The organism is Planomonospora antibiotica (assembly GCF_014647955.1).
GTDB lineage: Bacteria > Actinomycetota > Actinomycetes > Streptosporangiales > Streptosporangiaceae > Planomonospora > Planomonospora parontospora.
On the sequence record NZ_BMQE01000052.1, the window covers coordinates 26,390 to 41,777 of the forward strand.

The 15,388-nt window shown below is 73.5% G+C and carries 15 protein-coding genes; 6 read left to right on the plus strand and 9 right to left on the minus strand.

What is annotated here, in order from left to right; all coding sequences use genetic code 11:
* Positions 1-55 precede the first annotated feature (55 nt).
* Positions 56-2,503 (minus strand): putative bifunctional diguanylate cyclase/phosphodiesterase, encoded by a 2,448-nt coding sequence (locus IEZ06_RS30550; protein WP_189240154.1) that lies wholly within the window; start codon positions 2,501-2,503, stop codon positions 56-58.
* 196 nt (positions 2,504-2,699) lie between these two features.
* Positions 2,700-3,866 carry a sporangiospore maturation cell wall hydrolase GsmA gene (gsmA, locus tag IEZ06_RS37375; RefSeq protein WP_189240155.1) on the minus strand — a complete coding sequence of 389 codons (1,167 nt, stop codon included), beginning with the start codon at positions 3,864-3,866 and terminating at the stop codon, positions 2,700-2,702.
* A 210-nt stretch (positions 3,867-4,076) separates the two neighbouring features.
* Between gsmA and IEZ06_RS30560 the strand changes: the two genes are divergently transcribed.
* Both IEZ06_RS30560 and IEZ06_RS30565 read left to right on the plus strand, forming a co-directional pair.
* Positions 4,077-5,210, plus strand: a complete 1,134-nt coding sequence (locus IEZ06_RS30560) for a sensor histidine kinase (protein WP_189240156.1) — start codon at positions 4,077-4,079, stop codon at positions 5,208-5,210.
* Positions 5,207-5,926 carry a response regulator transcription factor gene (locus tag IEZ06_RS30565; RefSeq protein ID WP_189240157.1) on the plus strand — a complete coding sequence of 240 codons (720 nt, stop codon included), beginning with the start codon at positions 5,207-5,209 and terminating at the stop codon, positions 5,924-5,926. The genes IEZ06_RS30560 and IEZ06_RS30565 overlap by 4 nt, the downstream gene beginning before the upstream one ends.
* A gap of 77 nt (positions 5,927-6,003) precedes the next feature.
* Here the strand turns inward: IEZ06_RS30565 and IEZ06_RS30570 are convergent, their stop codons facing one another.
* Complete coding sequence (locus IEZ06_RS30570) at positions 6,004-6,414, minus strand: transcriptional regulator (protein ID WP_189240158.1); 411 nt, start codon at positions 6,412-6,414, stop codon at positions 6,004-6,006.
* Positions 6,411-6,644, minus strand: a complete 234-nt coding sequence (locus IEZ06_RS30575; RefSeq protein WP_189240159.1) for a hypothetical protein — start codon at positions 6,642-6,644, stop codon at positions 6,411-6,413. The genes IEZ06_RS30570 and IEZ06_RS30575 overlap by 4 nt, the downstream gene beginning before the upstream one ends.
* 250 nt (positions 6,645-6,894) lie before the next feature.
* Here IEZ06_RS30575 and IEZ06_RS30580 point away from each other — a divergent pair, with 250 nt between their 5' ends.
* Positions 6,895-7,845, plus strand: a complete 951-nt coding sequence (locus IEZ06_RS30580) for a matrixin family metalloprotease (protein WP_189240160.1) — start codon at positions 6,895-6,897, stop codon at positions 7,843-7,845.
* A 90-nt stretch (positions 7,846-7,935) separates the two neighbouring features.
* Here the strand turns inward: IEZ06_RS30580 and IEZ06_RS30585 are convergent, their stop codons facing one another.
* The 5 genes from IEZ06_RS30585 to IEZ06_RS30605 are packed head-to-tail and all read right to left on the minus strand — an operon-like array spanning position 7,936 to position 13,363.
* Complete coding sequence (locus IEZ06_RS30585) at positions 7,936-10,044, minus strand: ATP-binding protein (RefSeq protein WP_189240161.1); 2,109 nt, start codon at positions 10,042-10,044, stop codon at positions 7,936-7,938.
* Positions 10,041-11,549 (minus strand): glycosyltransferase family 2 protein, encoded by a 1,509-nt coding sequence (locus IEZ06_RS30590; RefSeq protein ID WP_203872289.1) that lies wholly within the window; start codon positions 11,547-11,549, stop codon positions 10,041-10,043. Before IEZ06_RS30590 ends, IEZ06_RS30585 begins: the two co-directional genes overlap by 4 nt.
* A complete protein-coding gene (locus IEZ06_RS30595; protein WP_189240162.1) occupies positions 11,546-12,640 on the minus strand; it encodes a HEAT repeat domain-containing protein in 1,095 nt (364 codons plus the stop codon). The genes IEZ06_RS30590 and IEZ06_RS30595 overlap by 4 nt, the downstream gene beginning before the upstream one ends.
* Complete coding sequence (locus IEZ06_RS30600) at positions 12,637-13,011, minus strand: response regulator transcription factor (RefSeq protein WP_068903944.1); 375 nt, start codon at positions 13,009-13,011, stop codon at positions 12,637-12,639. Before IEZ06_RS30600 ends, IEZ06_RS30595 begins: the two co-directional genes overlap by 4 nt.
* Positions 13,012-13,015: 4 nt before the next feature.
* Positions 13,016-13,363, minus strand: a complete 348-nt coding sequence (locus tag IEZ06_RS30605) for a response regulator (RefSeq protein ID WP_189240163.1) — start codon at positions 13,361-13,363, stop codon at positions 13,016-13,018.
* A 311-nt stretch (positions 13,364-13,674) separates the two neighbouring features.
* Here IEZ06_RS30605 and IEZ06_RS30610 point away from each other — a divergent pair, with 311 nt between their 5' ends.
* The 3 genes from IEZ06_RS30610 to IEZ06_RS30620 all read left to right on the plus strand — a co-directional run.
* Positions 13,675-13,869: a hypothetical protein gene (locus tag IEZ06_RS30610; protein WP_068903941.1), complete on the plus strand. Its 195-nt coding sequence runs from the start codon at positions 13,675-13,677 to the stop codon at positions 13,867-13,869.
* Positions 13,870-13,882: 13 nt separating this feature from the next.
* Positions 13,883-14,377 (plus strand): ATP-binding protein, encoded by a 495-nt coding sequence (locus IEZ06_RS30615; RefSeq protein ID WP_229798933.1) that lies wholly within the window; start codon positions 13,883-13,885, stop codon positions 14,375-14,377.
* Positions 14,378-14,487: 110 nt separating this feature from the next.
* A partial coding sequence (locus tag IEZ06_RS30620; RefSeq protein ID WP_189240164.1) for a HAMP domain-containing protein occupies positions 14,488-15,388 on the plus strand: 901 nt, incomplete at its 3' end.

The window sequence follows — 15,388 nt, forward strand, 5'->3', positions numbered from 1 at the left end:
CCCTCGCGGTGATCGTCTTACGCCCGCCGTACGGCGGGCGGTGTACGGTGTGCGGTCAGCCGGCCAGGCGCCCGCCGCCGATCGGGTCCGCGGCGCTCCCGGGACCCGCGGAGCCCCCGGTGTCGGCCCCGGTGCCGCCGCCGGCCAGGAACCGGTCCAGCGTGGCCGCCGGCACGGGCCTGCTGAACAGGTAGCCCTGGCCCAGCGGGCAGCGCATGTCGCGCAGGAACTCCTCCTGCTCGGCGGTCTCCACCTTCTCCGCCACGGCGGGCAGGTCCAGGCTCTCGCACAGGCCGAGGATCGCCCGGGTGAAGGCGTGCCGCTGGCGGGAGGCGGCGTCGGTGCCGGAGGCGAGCGTGGTGAAGGCGCCGTCGATCTTGACCACGTCGACCGGGAGGCGGTGCAGGTAGGACAGGGAGGAGTAGCCGGTGCCGAAGTCGTCGATGGCGACCCGCACGCCGTGGCCGCGCAGCTGGAACAGGTACTCGATGGCCTGGTCGCTCCGCTGCATCCCGGTGTCCAGCAGGGCCGTCTCGGTGATCTCCAGGATGAGGGCCTCGCCGGGCAGGCCGCTGTCGGCCAGGGCGTCCAGCACCGTGGCGACGAAGTCCGGCCGGCGCAGCTGGACCGCCGAGACGTTGACGTTGACGGCGATGCCGTACCGCTCGTGCCAGCGGCGGGCGTCGAAGCAGGCGCGGCGGAGCACGTGCGTGCCGATCGGCACGATCAGGCCGGTCTCCTCGGCCGTCGGGATGAACGCGTCCGGCGGCACGATCCCCTCGGGGCTCCGCCAGCGCAGCAGCGCCTCCACGGCGTGGACGCCGCCGGTCTCGAGGTTCACGACCGGCTGGTAGTCGACGGAGAAGGCGTCCTGCTCGAGCGCCCGGCGCAGCCCCTCGGCGATGCGGGCCTGGTCGAGCCGCTCCACGCGCAGGCCCTGGTGGAACACGCTGATCTGGTTCTTGCCGGCCGCCTTGGCCGCGTACAGCGCCAGGTCGGCGTCGCGCAGCACGTCGGCCGCCGGGACCGACTCGGCGATCATGTACAGGCCGACGCTGGTGGTCACGTGCAGGGCGTATTCGCCCACCGTGTAGGCCTCCGCGACCACGTCGACGACGCGCTCGGCGATCTCCCCGGCCTCGGCCGCGGTGACGTCCTCCAGCAGGACGGCGAACTCGTCGCCGCCCAGCCGGGCGAGCGTGTCGGCCTCCCGGAGGGTCTCCCGCAGGCGGCGGGCCGCCTGGATGAGCAGCTGGTCGCCGACCGGGTGGCCGTAGCCGTCGTTGACGTGCTTGAACCCGTCCAGGTCCAGCAGGAGCAGGGCGTGCCGGGCCGACGGGGCGCGGCGCGCGGTGGCCTGCTCCAGGCGGTCGTTGAACAGCGCCCGGTTGGCCAGCCCGGTCAGCGGGTCGTGCATCGCCCGGTGGCTGATCAGCTCCTGCAGCGCGCCCTGCTCCTCCAGCGCCCGCGACAGCTCCGTGGCCTGCTCGTCCAGCTGGATCGCGCGCCGCTGCGCCGCGCGCGCGTTGGTGATCAGCCGGATGATCAGGAATCCCATCAGGGCGGCGAAGATGACCAGCGGTGCGGCGAAGTCGAGGGGGTCCATCGGCGCGCCGGCCGGGACGGTGACGACGAGGGAGAAGGGGCCCGCGCAGGCCATCACCAGGAAGGCGACGCCCCGTGCGACCGTCAGGTGGCCGTCGGAGGCGGTCCGGCGCCCGTCGGCCGCGGACGGGTGCAGCGCCGCGGTGCCCATGAGGACGAACCAGAGCAGCCAGCCTCCGTTCCCCAGGAGGTCGTAGTCCCAGCTCTGGCCGACCTGCAGGTCGAGGGCGTACAGCACGTCGTTGGCGAACATCCCGGCGAAGCCCAGGGCGAGCATCGCGTAGGACCGGTTGCGCAGGCCGTGGGTGAACCAGAGCCGCATGACCATGAACTGCACGAACAGGTCGGCGGCCGGGTAGGTGGCCGCCATGAGGATGTTCCGGTCCGACGGGTCCTGGATGCCCCCGTAGGGGTTGAAGGCCACCGTCCAGTACACGAAGGCCGCCCCCAGCAGGATCACCATGGCGTCGAGCGTCACGCCGCCGTCCCTGGAGCGGATCGCGTTGCCCGGCAGCCTGCCCAGCCCGGCGAAGAACAGCGGATACGACAGGAGGTAGGACACCTCCAGCCAGATCGGGGCCGGGTGGCCGACGCCGCCGGCCGTCAGGAACCAGCCGGTCCACAGCAGGTCCGCGCCCACCCAGGCGACCAGCCCCGCGGCCAGCAGCCGCCACGCCGCCGGGGCGGCCGGGCGGCGCAGGCGCGTCCCGGCGACCATCGCGATCACCGCGGCGACCGACACGGCCGACCGGACGGCCACGTCGTCGGCCTCACCGGGCAGCAGGACGCTCACGGCGCTCACCAGGAGGCCCGTCCCGAGGAAGAGCAGCCAGAGGGGCGGCCGGGCCGTCCTCCGGCCGCGGGTGACGTGCCTCGTGGGGGAGGCGTCTGGCTGCATCGTCTTCTCCTGGGGCGGGGCGGCGGGCGGCCGCGGCGGTGCGGTCCGGTCGCGGGGCGGCGGGCGGCTGCCCGGTGCCGGCCGGTCGCGGGGCGGCGGACCGGCCGGTCGGCGGTCGTGGCGGTGCGGGCCGGGGGCGCGCACGAGGCCGGTCAGCGGTCGTGGCGGTACAGGTCGTAGGCGCGCACGGGACCGGTCAGCGGTCGTAGCGGTACAGGTCGTGGGTGCCCATGAGGCCGATCAGCTTTCCGGGGTAGGCCGGGTCGGTCGCGTATCCGGCCTTCGCGATCTCCCGGGCGAACCGGTCGGGGTTCTGCGAGTGGGCGAACGCGGCCCGGTAGCGGCTGTTGGAGGCGAGGAAGTCGCCGTGGTCGGCGAACGAGTCCGCCGCCGTGCGGTACGTCCGGAAGGACGCCGTGGTCTTCCCGCAGCCGCCGGAGCCGCACTCGGTGGTCGGGTAGTCGCGGCAGCCCGCCGCACGGCCGTCAGGGCCGCCGAAGCACTTGATGCCGAAGTAGTTGCGGTCCCTGGTGGCCAGCTTGCTGCGGCCCCAGCCCGACTCCAGGATCGCCTGGGCCAGGGTTACCGAGGCGGGCACGCCGGTCGCCCGCATGCTCTGCCGGGCGGCGGGACCGACCTGGCGGATGAACTCCGCCGGGGTGCCGGGGACGACGACGGGAGCGGGTGCGGCGCCGGCGGCGGGAGCCGCCGCGACCGGCGCGGGAGCGGGGGACGGGGAGGGGACCGGAGCGGGGGCCAGGGAGGGGGCCAGGGAGGGGGAGGGCGCCGGGACCGCGGCCTGGACGGGAGCCGCGGCGGGGGCCGCGGCCGGTACGGGGACCCCGGCGGCCGGGAGCGCCGGCGCGCACCGGCCGACGGGCGCGGGGCGCACGACGTGGGCGTCGGGGACGTAGCCGCCCCCGTCCACGCGCAGCCAGGAGCCGGTGGTCCTGACCGTGCCGCGGGTCCACTCCCCGGAGACGCGGCACTCGACGGCGAAGCGGGCGCCGTCGGCGATGCCGCGCAGCGAGGAGGCGGCGGCGGCGGGCTCGCTCCGTACGGCGAGCGCGGCGCCGCCGGTGCGCGCCTCGACCAGGAGGGTGCCGGCGGGGGCGGCGGACCCGGTCGGCGTCGCGGTGGCGGCGGGGGTCGCGGTGGGCGCGGGGGCACCGGCCGGTACGGTCCCGGCGGAGAGGAAGCCGATCTCGGTCACGGCGGGCCGGACGGGGGACGGCGGCAGCCCGGAGGGGGCCGCGTGAGCCGTGCCGCTGAGCGGCCCGACACCCGTGACCAGGCATGACAGTACTGCGGCGCCGGTGATGAGCGCTCGGCTCAGCCTGCGTCGCGAGGTCGGCTCCAACATAGGACCGACGGTCGGCGACGCGGGATGCGCCTTCGGGTGCGCGCCGGGTGCAGGTCCGTTGCCGGCGGCGCCGGACCGCCCGCCCCGTCCGGATCAAACCTCCGTCGCGACCAGCCGAGCAGGGTTGATAACGTTCTGTTTGGGATGAATTGCTATTAGTGACGAATCCCTGGGCCCTTGGGGGAGGGCCCGACTGCCGAGGGGGGACACGTGGGGGGCAGCATGCTGAACAGCGGTGGTCGTCTCGACCACACGGCTTCGCACCCGGCGGACGACGCGTCCGGCGCCGTGGACGACGTGGACGACGCGGCCGCCGTGGACACCACCCGGGCGATCCTCGGTCTCCTCGACGAGCGGCTGCGCGGTTCCGACGACGCCGGCGGGGCGAACGCGGACACCACGCTGCTCGCCGGGATCCGGAGCGTACCCGGTGTGCTGAGCGCCGAGCTGCGGCCGGCCGACGCCACCCCGCCGGCGAACGGAGAGCGCCTGTGGCCCGCGGGGCCCGGCCGGATGCTCGCCGTGACGCTGGCCGCGGGGTTCGAGGAGCACGGCGTCCCCGAGGCGCTCTCCTGCCTGGCCGCCGCGCTGGACGCCTCCTGGCGCCGGGACGCCGAGACCCGCTCCGGCGGCCCCTCCGACGCGGCGACGCTCGCCGCGGCGAAGACGGAGTTCATCTCCACCGTCGTCCACGACCTGGCCACCCCGATCACGCCGATCCTCGCCTACGCGGGCCTGCTCGCCGACCCCGAGACCGGGCCGCTCACCGGCGACCAGAGCGAGTTCGTGAAGGTCATCGAACGCAACGCCATGCGCCTGTCGGAGCTCCTCAACGACCTGCCGCTGCTGGCCGACCCCGCCACGACCGAGCCGGAGCTGCGGCCCGAGCGCGTCGACCCGATGGAGATGGTCCGCGACATCGTCGCCCAGTTCCGCCCCGGCGCCCTGCACGCCGGCGTCTCCCTGCGCTACCACGCCCGGCCGGGCCCGGCGCTGAGCTGCAACACCGTCCGCGTCCGCCGCATGCTCGACATCCTGCTGACGGCGGCGATCACCCGGGCGGGCCCCGGGGACGCCGTCGAGGTCGAGCTCCGGCCCACGGTCGACGGATGGCGGGTCGAGATCGGCTGCGTCGCCGCGGACGGGGAGGCGAGCCTCACCGACCAGGCCGGCCGGGGCGAGGACCCGGCGGGGGAGAAGGCGTGGCCGAGGCTCGGCATGGCCCGCGCGATCGTCGGCATGCACGGCGGCACGCTGCAGCTCATCGAGAACGGGACGAGACGGTCAGAGGTGAGAGTGGAACTTCCATGGGAACCCGTCCGCGACCGGCGGGGTGAGCGATGAGCCGCCTCCTGGTCGTCGAGGACGACGCCGACACGCTCACCGCCATCCAGGTGCTCCTGGGCCACGGCGGGCACGAGGTGATCCCCGCGACGGACGGCCGCAGCGGCCTGCGCCTGCTGCACCAGCACAAGCCGGACGCCCTGATCCTCGACATCGGCCTGCCCATCATGGACGGCTGGCAGGTCCTGGAGCGGGTCCGGGACATCAGCGACCTGCCGATCCTGATCCTCACCGGCCGCGGCCAGGAGCGGGAGAAGGTGCGGGGCCTGCGCGCCGGAGCCGACGACTACCTCGTCAAGCCGTTCTCCCGGGCCGAGCTCACCGCCCGCGTCGAGGCGCTGCTGCGCCGCGCCGGCACGGCCTCCTGGGCCGAGGACGTCTACGACGACGGGGTCATCCGGGTGGAGCCCGCGACCCGGACGGTCTTCGTCGAGAACCAGGAGATCCACCTGACCCCGACCGAGTTCCGCCTGCTCAACACGCTCGTACGGCACGCCGGCAACGTGCTGAGCTCCTCCCAGCTGCTCTCCCTGGTGTGGGACGACCCCACGGGACTCAGCCCGGAGCGGGTGAAGTTCGCCATCCTGCGCCTGCGCCGCCGCCTCAGCCCCGACACCTCCAACTCGCCCATCGAGGCGGTCCGCGGCGTCGGCTACCGCTACCGCCCCCCGGCCCAGCACCAGAACGGCAAGGACACCCTCTCGGTCCGCCGCTGACCCGGCCTGCGTCCGGGCTGGACCCGGACACACTGGGACGGACCGCGACAGGGCCCAGATGAGGGTTGACCGGCTTGTCAGGCGTCGACGTGCCGCTTCGGGCGCTCGTCGAGCAGCTTCCCCACCGCCTGGTGACTCACTCCGAGCAGGGCGCCGATCTCCCTGTGGGCGTATCCGCGCTCTCTGAGACGTCGGGCCGTGGAACGGGTGCGGACGGTCGCCTCGTCCCGCAGGCGGTCGGCGTCACGGCGGACCTGACGCGTGCTGATCAGCTCGTCGGCCAGCGACTCGTCGTCGGGGGTTATCTCGATATCGCCTACGTCACCTGGATCCACGTCCAAGTGCAGGGCCAGCAGGTCGCGGACCATGTGCTCCGCCCTGTCCAGGCGGCGGGCCTGGGTGTAAGCCGGACGGTGGAGGCCGGGACCCTCGACGGTCAGCGCCCACCAGCCGCCGGACCTCTGCGCGGTAACGCGGTATGCGTTCACTCGCCCTCCCCCTCCGGCTTCGCCGCCTCGTCGAGCATCTCCTCCCAGGAACGGAGGATGCTCCTGGCGGTCAGCTCGTTGATCTCGTTATGCCGCGGCACGATGACCGCCTCACCTCCGACATACCACTTGTCATGAGCGGCGCCGTTCACATCAGGCGTCTTGGAGAACTCGAAGCCGAACTTCTTCGCCAGACGCGCCATTCGATTGAGGAGGTCATTGCGCTTCACCACTCTAGGCAACCGCCTTGCCATGTTCAAGGCAACCAGGTTGCCACATTATGGCGATCAATGGCATTTCAGCCGTTGACGTCCGTCCCGCCCGATCGCAGACAGGGGTCGGAAACCCAAGAATCGTGCGTTCTGCTCATATTTGACCTTTTTCTGTCGATCGTTCGGCGAGGAGCGCCGTACCGGCCGTTCCTGTCCCGACCGGCGGCCTTCCCCCGCGCGGCGGGCCGAACGCGTCAGGAGTCCCCAGGTGAGAGGCCGCGCCGGTCAGGTGATGCCGGCGGTTTTCGCGCTGGCCACAGCATTCGTCGTGCTCGTGGTGTCGGTGCTGTCCACCGTGGCCGAGCTGCGCCCCCGCGCGGCGGCGCCCGTGCCCGGGACCGGGCCGGCGGCGACGGGGGCTCCGGCCGCCGGAACCGGGCCGGAGGACGCGCCCGGCGACGGGCCGGACGGGCCGGACGGGCTCCAGGTGACGATGGACGTGCTGTACGCCGGTGGACCGGCCGCCGAGGCGGCGGAGGCAGCCGAGGGGACGGCCGGCGGGACGGTCCCGGGCGGCGTCCCGAGCGCGGCCAAGGTGTCGCGGGCCGCCGCCTCCACCTCCCGTGCCCAGTGCCGCGACACCGCGTACGCACTGGCCGGATGGCGCGTCAAGGGGACCGCCGGCTGGTACTACAACCCCTCCGGCGCGCCCTCCGCGGTCTCCCGCACGGCCCTGTCGGCGATCGCCTCGGCGGCCCGCTCCCTGGTCGGCGCGAGCAACCAGTGCGGCCTGCCCGCCCCGTTCAAGGCGGGCCAGAAGTACCTCGGCGCCACGAAGCGGACGGCCGCCGTCTCCACCTCCTCGCGCACGTCATGCGGGACGGAGGACGGCCACAGCGTCGTCGCCTGGAAGCGGCTCGGCTCCACCGCGCTCGCGGTCACCTGCACGTGGACGCGGTCCGGCCAGGTCGTCTCCTCCGACATCGTGATCAACACCAGGTACCGATGGCACACCAGCCGGCCGAGCCGCTGCACCTCCTCCTTCGACCTGGCCTCGGTGCTGACCCACGAGTGGGGCCACGCGTTCGGGCTCACCCACGTGTCGCCGTCGAAGCACGGCACCCAGGTCATGGCCTCGACGATCCCGGCGTGCTCCTCGGTGCGGACCCTGGGCGCGGGCGACCACCGCGCCATGCGCAGGCTGTACGGCATGCGCTGACCGCCCGTACGACGGGCCGCCCGCCGTACGCACGAGACGGTGCGCCGGTGTCCGCGCGGCACGGCGCGCCCGCCGTACGCGGAAACGCGGTCAGGCCCCCTCGCCCGCCTCGGCGGGCTCACCGGCGGTCCCGCCGGCCCCGGCCCCTCCGCTCCCGCCGCCGTCGCTCCCGTCGCCCGCGGCGGTGAGCCGGGTGGCGCACGTCTGGATCCGCATCGTCACCGTCGTGCCCTCCCCCTCCTGCGACTGCAGGTCGAAGGTGCCCGAGTGGTTCGCGACGATGCTGCGCACGATGGACAGCCCCAGCCCCGTGCCGGGGATCGACAGCTCGGTGGCGTTGGAGGCGCGGAAGAAGCGGGTGGACAGCCGCTGCATCTCGTCCGCCGGGATGCCGATGCCGGTGTCGGAGACCCGCACCACCCCGTAGCCGTCCTCCGCGGTGACCAGCACCTCCACCCGCCCGCCCGCCGGGGTGAACTTGACGGCGTTGGACAGCAGGTTAACCATGGCGCGGTCGAGCTGGTTCGGATCCCCGTCGATCATGAGCGAGCCGGTGGGGCAGTCCAGGTCCAGCTCGACCGCGGCCTTGGCCGCGGCGGGCCGCATGGAGGTGACCGCGCCCTCCACGACGGCGCACAGGTCGGTGCGCTGCTTGACGGTGCGGAAGGCGCCCGACTCGATGCGCGACAGGGTCAGCAGGTCCTCGATGAGCAGCCGCAGCCGGGTGGTGTTGCGCTCGATGGCGTCGAGCATGCGGTCCTGGGCGGGGTTGATGTCCCCGGCGTCCTCGTCGCGCAGGATCTCCAGGTAGCCGGCGATGCTGGTCAGCGGCGAGCGGAGCTCGTGGGAGACGGTGGACATGAAGTCGGTCTTGGCCGCGTCCAGCGCGCGCAGCTCCTCCACCAGCTCCCGCTCGCGGCCGTACAGGCGGGCCTGGTCCAGGCCGCGCCCCAGATCGGTCCCGACGCTCTTGACCGCCTCGATCTCCTCGGTCTGCCACGGCCCGCAGGAGTTGTCCCGGGTGAGCAGGATCGTGCCGAGCAGCTGCCCGCCCGCGCCGAAGGGCACGAAGAGGTACTGCCGGTCGCCGAGCAGCCGCAACGCCCGGACGGCCGTCTCGGGCACGTAGGAGGGCGGCTCCAGGGTGGACCCGCTGGAGGCCGCGCCCTGCAGGTAGAGCCGCTCGGCCTGGTCGGAGGGGACGGGCAGCATGGCCGTGCCCTGGTCGACGAGCCGGCCGCCCGCCCACTCCAGCTCGGCGGGGCCGATCGTGCCGTCCCGGACGAGCTGGATGAACACCTGGTCGGCGGGGAGCCGGGCGCCCAGCAGCGAGGCCGCCTCGCGGACCACCGCGTCGGCGTCGAGGGTCTGGCGGATGCGGGCGGCGGTCTCGTAGGCCACCTCGGCCAGGCGGGCGCGCTCCCGCTCCGCGCGGCGCAGCCGGTCGCTCTCCTCGGCGAGCAGGTTGATGGCCGAGCCCAGCTGGCGGATCTCGGTCGGCCCGCCCACGTCGGGCACCCGGGTCTCGTGCTCCCCGGCGGTCAGCCGCCGCAGGGTCTCGCCCATGGCCCCCAGCGGCGGCACCAGCGCCCGGTAGGTGCGCACGGCGACGACCAGGGCCAGCACGACGGCGGCGAGCGCGAAGACGACCACCCCGGCCAGGCCCCAGAGGCGCTCGCGCATGCTCTCCTCGTACAGGACCTCGGTCCGGCGCCCCAAGTGGGTCTCCAGCGCGTCGCTCGCTCTCAGGATCGCCTCGTAGCGCGTCCGGCTGTTCTCGGCGTACTCGGGGACCTCGGGCTCGCCCGGCCGCAGCCGCTCGGCCTGGGCGGCGTAGGCGAACCAGTCGACGACCTTGCGCTCCAGGTCGCCGACCAGCCTGCGCTCCTCGGGCTGGTCGGCCTGGCTGACCAGGGCGTCCAGGAACGGCCGGTAGGAGTTGCGGGCCTGCAGGTAGGTGGTCTTGGGCTGCTCGAAGAGCAGGTGGTTGCGGAGCCCGCGGGTGGCGTCGCCCATGGTCGAGCGGAGCTTGAAGTTGTTCAGCCGGAGCGGGACGTTGTACTCGACGAGCCGGTCGAGGGCGGCGCCGTGCCGCTGCGACTCGACCGCCGCGACGACCCCGGACAGCAGGACGAGGGAGACGAGCAGCACGAAGGTGTGGCGCAGGGCGTTACCCACACTGCGGTTCAGCCACTTCATCGCTTTCTTCCTCCCGTGGGCCCGCCCTGGGCGGAGAACCCCTCCCGCGTCATTACCCCCCACACCTGCTGTGTACGGCGCAGCGCCGCAAAGATCCCCTGCACCCCCCACCAGGCGTTGAACTGGCGGTATCCGAAGTTCTCGGCCAGCGCGGCCAGCGCGGCGGCGCCCAGGTCCCGCCAGCGGGTGTAGCGGTGGAAGGCGTACTCCTCCACGGCCAGCGCCACGAAGGCGACCAGCAGCGAGTAGCCGTACGAGGCGAGCATGACGACGGCGGCGAAGGGGATGTCCACGGCGCCGACCAGCACGCCGAGCGGGACCAGGACCAGGCCGCTCAGGCTCACCAGCGGCGCGCAGAGCTCGAAGACCACGTAGTACGGCAGGGCCAGCAGCCCGATCCGCCCGTAGCGGGGGTTGCCGAACATCCTCCGGTGCTTCCACGCCAGCTCGGCCAGCCCGCGCGACCAGCGGCGCCGCTGCCGGGCCAGCACCGCGAGCGAGGACGGCGCCTCGGTCCAGGAGACCGGCTCGGAGACGAACACGATCCGGTAGTCGCGGTCGCGGTCCCTCATGTACCGGTGCAGCCGTGTGACGAGCTCGGCGTCCTCGCCGATCGAGTCGGGGTCCAGCCCGCCGATCTCGACCACGACGTCGCGCCGGAACAGGCCGAACGCCCCGGAGATGATCAGCAGGCCGCCGAGCCGCGACCAGCCGGTGCGGCCCAGCAGGAAGGCCCGCAGGTACTCGATCACCTGGATGCGGACCAGCCAGGAGCGCGGCATGCGCACCTTCGTGACCCGCCCGGCGACCACCTCGCAGCCGTTGGCGATCCGGATCACCCCGCCGGTGGCGACGACGCGCAGCGGGTCGTCGGCGAAGGGCTTGGCCACCGAGAGCAGGGACCCGGGGTCCAGCAGGGAGTCGGCGTCGACCATGCAGACCAGCGGGTGCTGGGCGAAGTTGATGCCCACGTTGAGCGCGTCGGCCCGGCCGCTGTTGGCCTTGCGGACCACCAGCAGGGACGTCGAGCCGGTCGCGGGGACGTGGGTGGACAGCACCCGGCCGCGCGTCGGGATGTCGTCGGGCAGCACCCGCTCCACCTCGACCAGGTCGTACTCCTCGCGCAGCCGGTCGAACGTGCCGTCGCGGGAGCCGTCGTCGACCACGACGATCTCGAAGTTCGGGTAGCGCAGCGAGAGCATCGCGCGCACGGCCTCCACGATGCCCGCCTCCTCGTTGTACGCGGGCATGATCACGGTGATGGCCGGGTTGAGCGGGTTGGCGTAGATGTCGTCGTAGCCGGTGAAGGCGAGGCGCCGGTGGTAGTGGACGGAGTCCCAGGCCGCCAGCGCGATGAGCACCAGGTAGCTGGTGTTGACGCAGACGAAGTAGACCATCACCGCGCCGCTGCAGGCGGCCAGCAGCCACCGCACGCCGCCCGCGAGCGCGTCCAGGACGGCGGGCACGTCCGCTGCGCCCGAGGCGGCGAGCGCAGCCGCGCTCATGTCGCCGGAGCCGGCCTCGGCAGGCGGCCCTCGGCGAGGGCCAGGACGGCCAGGGCCTCCCGGGCGTGGCCGGCCGCCCGCACGCCCAGCGTGCCGTCGGCGACCTCATGCAGCGCCGCCTCGGCCGGCGGGCCGAGGCGGGTCAGGGACATGGCGGCGTTGTGCGCGACCCGGTAGTGGTAGTCGGGCAGGAGCGCGCGCAGCGCCGGCACCGCGCCGGCGGCGCCGATGTCGCCCAGCGCGCTCGCCGCCTCCGCCCGCACCGCCTGCGGGTGGGCCAGCCCGGTGGCGTCGGTGAGGGCGGCCAGGCATGCCGGGGTGCCCAGCCGGCCGAGCGAGCGCGCGGCCCGCGTCCGCACGTCGACGGACGGGTCCACGGACAGGACGCGGACCAGCGCCGCGACCGAGCCGACGGAGCCGATGAGGCCGAGCACCTCCGCGGCGATGGCGCGGACCGCCGGGTCGGGGTGCGAGAGCGCCCTGTCCAGCGCCGGCCGGGCGGCCGGGCCGATCCGGATCAGCGACTGGGCGACCAGGTCGAAGGGGACCCGGCCGCCACCGGACAGGCACTCCAGGAGCGGCCCCGCCGCTTCGGGGGCGCCCACCTGCCCCAGGGCCCGCGCGGCGACGGCCCGCACCTCGGGGTTGCGGTCCGACAGCAGGCGGACCAGGGCGGGGACGGCCTCGGCGTGGTGCATGAGCCCCAGCACGTGCGCGGCGGCGGCCCGCCGTACCGCGCCGCGCCGGGTCAGGTCGCGCAGGGCGTCGCGGGCGATGCCGCGCTCCTCGAACAGCCGTACCAGCGCCGCGTGGGCGTGGCCGCTGACCTTGCCGAGCAGCGAGGTCGCGCTGGGCTGGACCGCTCTCCAGCGGCGCCGGTCCAGCGCGGCCAGCCGCCGCAGCGGCTCGTCGATGTCGGCGTCGCCGCCGGTGAGCTCCAGCAGGTAGGGGCGGGCCTCGGCGGCCAGCCGCGCGTCGCGCCGGTCCCGGCGGCGGCGCACGACGCGGCCCGTGACGATCACCGCCCCGAGCATGCTCACCGCGTACAGCAGCAGCGCCAGCGTGACGGAGACCAGGTCGACCGTGCTCAAGCCCGCGTCCTGGTCAGGACGGACTGGACGCGCTCGGCGAGCACGCGCGGGCTGAACGGTTTGACGATGTAGTCGTCGGCGCCGGCGGTCAGCCCGTTCTCCACGTCGCTCTCCTGGGCGCGGGCGGTCAGGAGGATGATCGGCAGCTCCGCCGTCTGCGCGTCCCTGCGCAGTTCGCGGCAGACGTCGATGCCCGACATGCCGGGCATCATGACGTCCAGCAGGACGATGTCGGGGTCCTGCTCGTGGGCCATCCGCAGCGCCGACCGGCCGTCACCCACCGGAATGACGGTGTGGCCGCTCTGCTCCAGCTTGAAAACGACGAGGTCGCGGATGTCGGCGTCGTCCTCGGCGATGAGAATCGTGGCCATCGCGTCAGTTCACCTCCCATAGTGAGTCCACGGCTTTCTTGACGTCTGCGCGCCGGAACGGCTTGGGGAGTACGGCGTCGGCGTTGATGTCGAGGAGGTCCTCGGCGTCGAGGACCGAGGTGACGACGATCCTGCAGTCGCGGGTTCGCGGGTCGCTCTGCAGGGTCCGGGCCACCTCCCTGCCGTCGACTCCGGGAAGACGGATGTCGAGGACGACCAGATCCGGAGGATCGCTGACCGCCAGGAGCAGTCCGATCTCGCCGTTCGCGGCGGTCCGGACCTGGCATCCCAGGCCGTTGAGGTGACGTTGCAGGAGATCGCGGACGTCCTCCTCGTCCTCGATCACAAGCACGCGAGGCTGCACCAGCGTCCACCACCCGATCTCTGCCCCCTGTCCGGACGGTCGCACGCGGCCGTCCGGCACGAGGTGCGAACCGGACCCCCCTGCCCGGACACCTCATGTCGGAATGTTACCAACCGAATTCATTACGTGGTGATGGGCGGCCCGGTGGAGATCGCTCCCGAAAAGCACCCGACCGGCAACTTCAGTCGGCTCCTCCCCTGCCGAATGTCGGAGTGGCGACCCATTCCCGGACGGGAGGCGGGGGACCGGCGTCAAGGGATTGACGAAGAGATTTCTCAACGGATTGAGGAGACACGGCGATGCCGGACTTCGATGTGATCGTCCAGAAGGTCGATTCTCGCTGGATACGAGAGCTGCGCGTGTTCGCGCTGCAGTACGAGGAGGAGCGCCACCAGGTGCGCTCCTCGTGGATCCCCGCCTCGGTGGACGACGAGACGTGGTTCGAGCTGTATCTGACGGCGACGAGCGTGGAACAGGACATCGCGCTCATCTGACCGCGTGACGACCATGCCTGAGAACAACGATTCCGCCCGGGCCGCACCGCCGCCCGGCGACACCGCCCCCATCGCCGTCGCGGACCCCCGCCCGGACGGCTCCTGCGCCATGACGCTCCTGATGCGCCGCCGCTTCGCGGGCCTGCCCGACCAGATACGGCAGGCCCGCCGGTTCGTGGCGCTGGCGGCCGCCGGCCGCGCCGCCGCGGAGCAGGCCGTCCTGATGACCTCCGAGCTCGCCACCAACGCCGTCCAGCACACCCGCAGCGGCGCCGGCGGCTTCTTCGAGGTCAGCGTCTACCTGCGCGGCCCCTTCCTGCGGGTGGAGGTCGCCGACGGCGGGAGCGCGCTGCAGGCTCCCCGGGTGCGCCCGCTCGACCCCGAGGCCGAGCAGCTCCCCGGCGGCCGCGGCCTGGCCATCGTGGAGCTGTGCGCCGCCCGCTGGGGCCAGTCCGGCGACGGCGGCCCGGGGCGCGTGGTCTGGTTCGAACTGCCCCAGGACGGCTGAGCCCGGCCGGGTGGCGGACCCGCGGCGGCTCCCGGAGCCCGCCGGAATCCGCCGGTCACCCCATCGCCGCCGGAGCGCGGCACCCATTCGATCGTGAGGAAGAAACCGCCATGTCGCATCTGGACAATCTGGGGGTCGGCAGGCGGCTCGGCCTGTCGTTCACCCTGGTCTCGCTGCTCATCGCCCTGTCCGTCGGCGTCGGCCAGTGGGCGCTGCACCGCCAGGCCGACCTCACCGTGCGGATGGACCGGCTGGAGCAGGTCGAGGACGACATCCAGACCTTCGCCTACCACGTCGCCGACCTCACCGGCTGGCAGGGCCTCGTGGCCGCCGACGCCGGCACCGCCATGGGCGGCAAGGCCGCCACCGCGGCCGACTCGATGAACCGCGAGGGGGAGCTCTACGCCAAGAAGTCCCTGTACGAGACCCTGGAGAACACCCGGGTCGAGTACCTGACCCCGGCCGAGCGGGCGCGGTTCGACAAGCTGGAGCCCGCCTGGGACCAGTTCTTCGTCGAGGACGACAAGGTCATGGCACTGCTCGCCCAGGACACGGTCGAGAGCCGCACCGCCGCCATGGAGAACATCAACGGCGGTCCCGCCAGCGACGCGTGGGCCACCGGCCTCGAGATCACCCAGGCCCTGCAGAAGTCGCTCAGCGACCGCATCGCCGCGCTGGAGAAGGAGGCCGTGCAGATCGACGGCACCAGCCAGAAGGTGCTGTGGGGCACGCTGGCGGCCGCGCTGCTGCTGGCCGCGGTGCTCAGCGTCCGGGTGACCCGCTCGGTGGTGCGCCCGCTGACCGTCGTGATGGACGCCCTGGGCCGGGTGGCCCGCGGCGACCTGACCGTCCGCCTGGGCATGACCCGCCGCGACGAGCTCGGCCGCCTCGGCCGCGCGCTGGACGACACCACCGAGTCCCTGCGCACCACCGTCTCCACCGTCGTCGCCCACAGCGACGCGCTGGCGACCTCCTCCGCGCACCTGTCGCAGGTCTCCGAGCGCATCGCCG

Coding starts and splice junctions, on each gene's coding strand:
- IEZ06_RS30550 (WP_189240154.1), bottom strand. CDS start 2,503: ATGCAGCCAGACGCCTCCCCCACGAGGCACGTCACCCGCGGCCGGAGG.
- gsmA (WP_189240155.1), bottom strand. CDS start 3,866: ATGTTGGAGCCGACCTCGCGACGCAGGCTGAGCCGAGCGCTCATCACC.
- IEZ06_RS30565 (WP_189240157.1), top strand. CDS start 5,207: ATGAGCCGCCTCCTGGTCGTCGAGGACGACGCCGACACGCTCACCGCC.
- IEZ06_RS30585 (WP_189240161.1), bottom strand. CDS start 10,044: ATGAAGTGGCTGAACCGCAGTGTGGGTAACGCCCTGCGCCACACCTTC.
- IEZ06_RS30590 (WP_203872289.1), bottom strand. CDS start 11,549: ATGAGCGCGGCTGCGCTCGCCGCCTCGGGCGCAGCGGACGTGCCCGCC.
- IEZ06_RS30600 (WP_068903944.1), bottom strand. CDS start 13,011: ATGGCCACGATTCTCATCGCCGAGGACGACGCCGACATCCGCGACCTC.
- IEZ06_RS30610 (WP_068903941.1), top strand. CDS start 13,675: ATGCCGGACTTCGATGTGATCGTCCAGAAGGTCGATTCTCGCTGGATA.
- IEZ06_RS30615 (WP_229798933.1), top strand. CDS start 13,883: ATGCCTGAGAACAACGATTCCGCCCGGGCCGCACCGCCGCCCGGCGAC.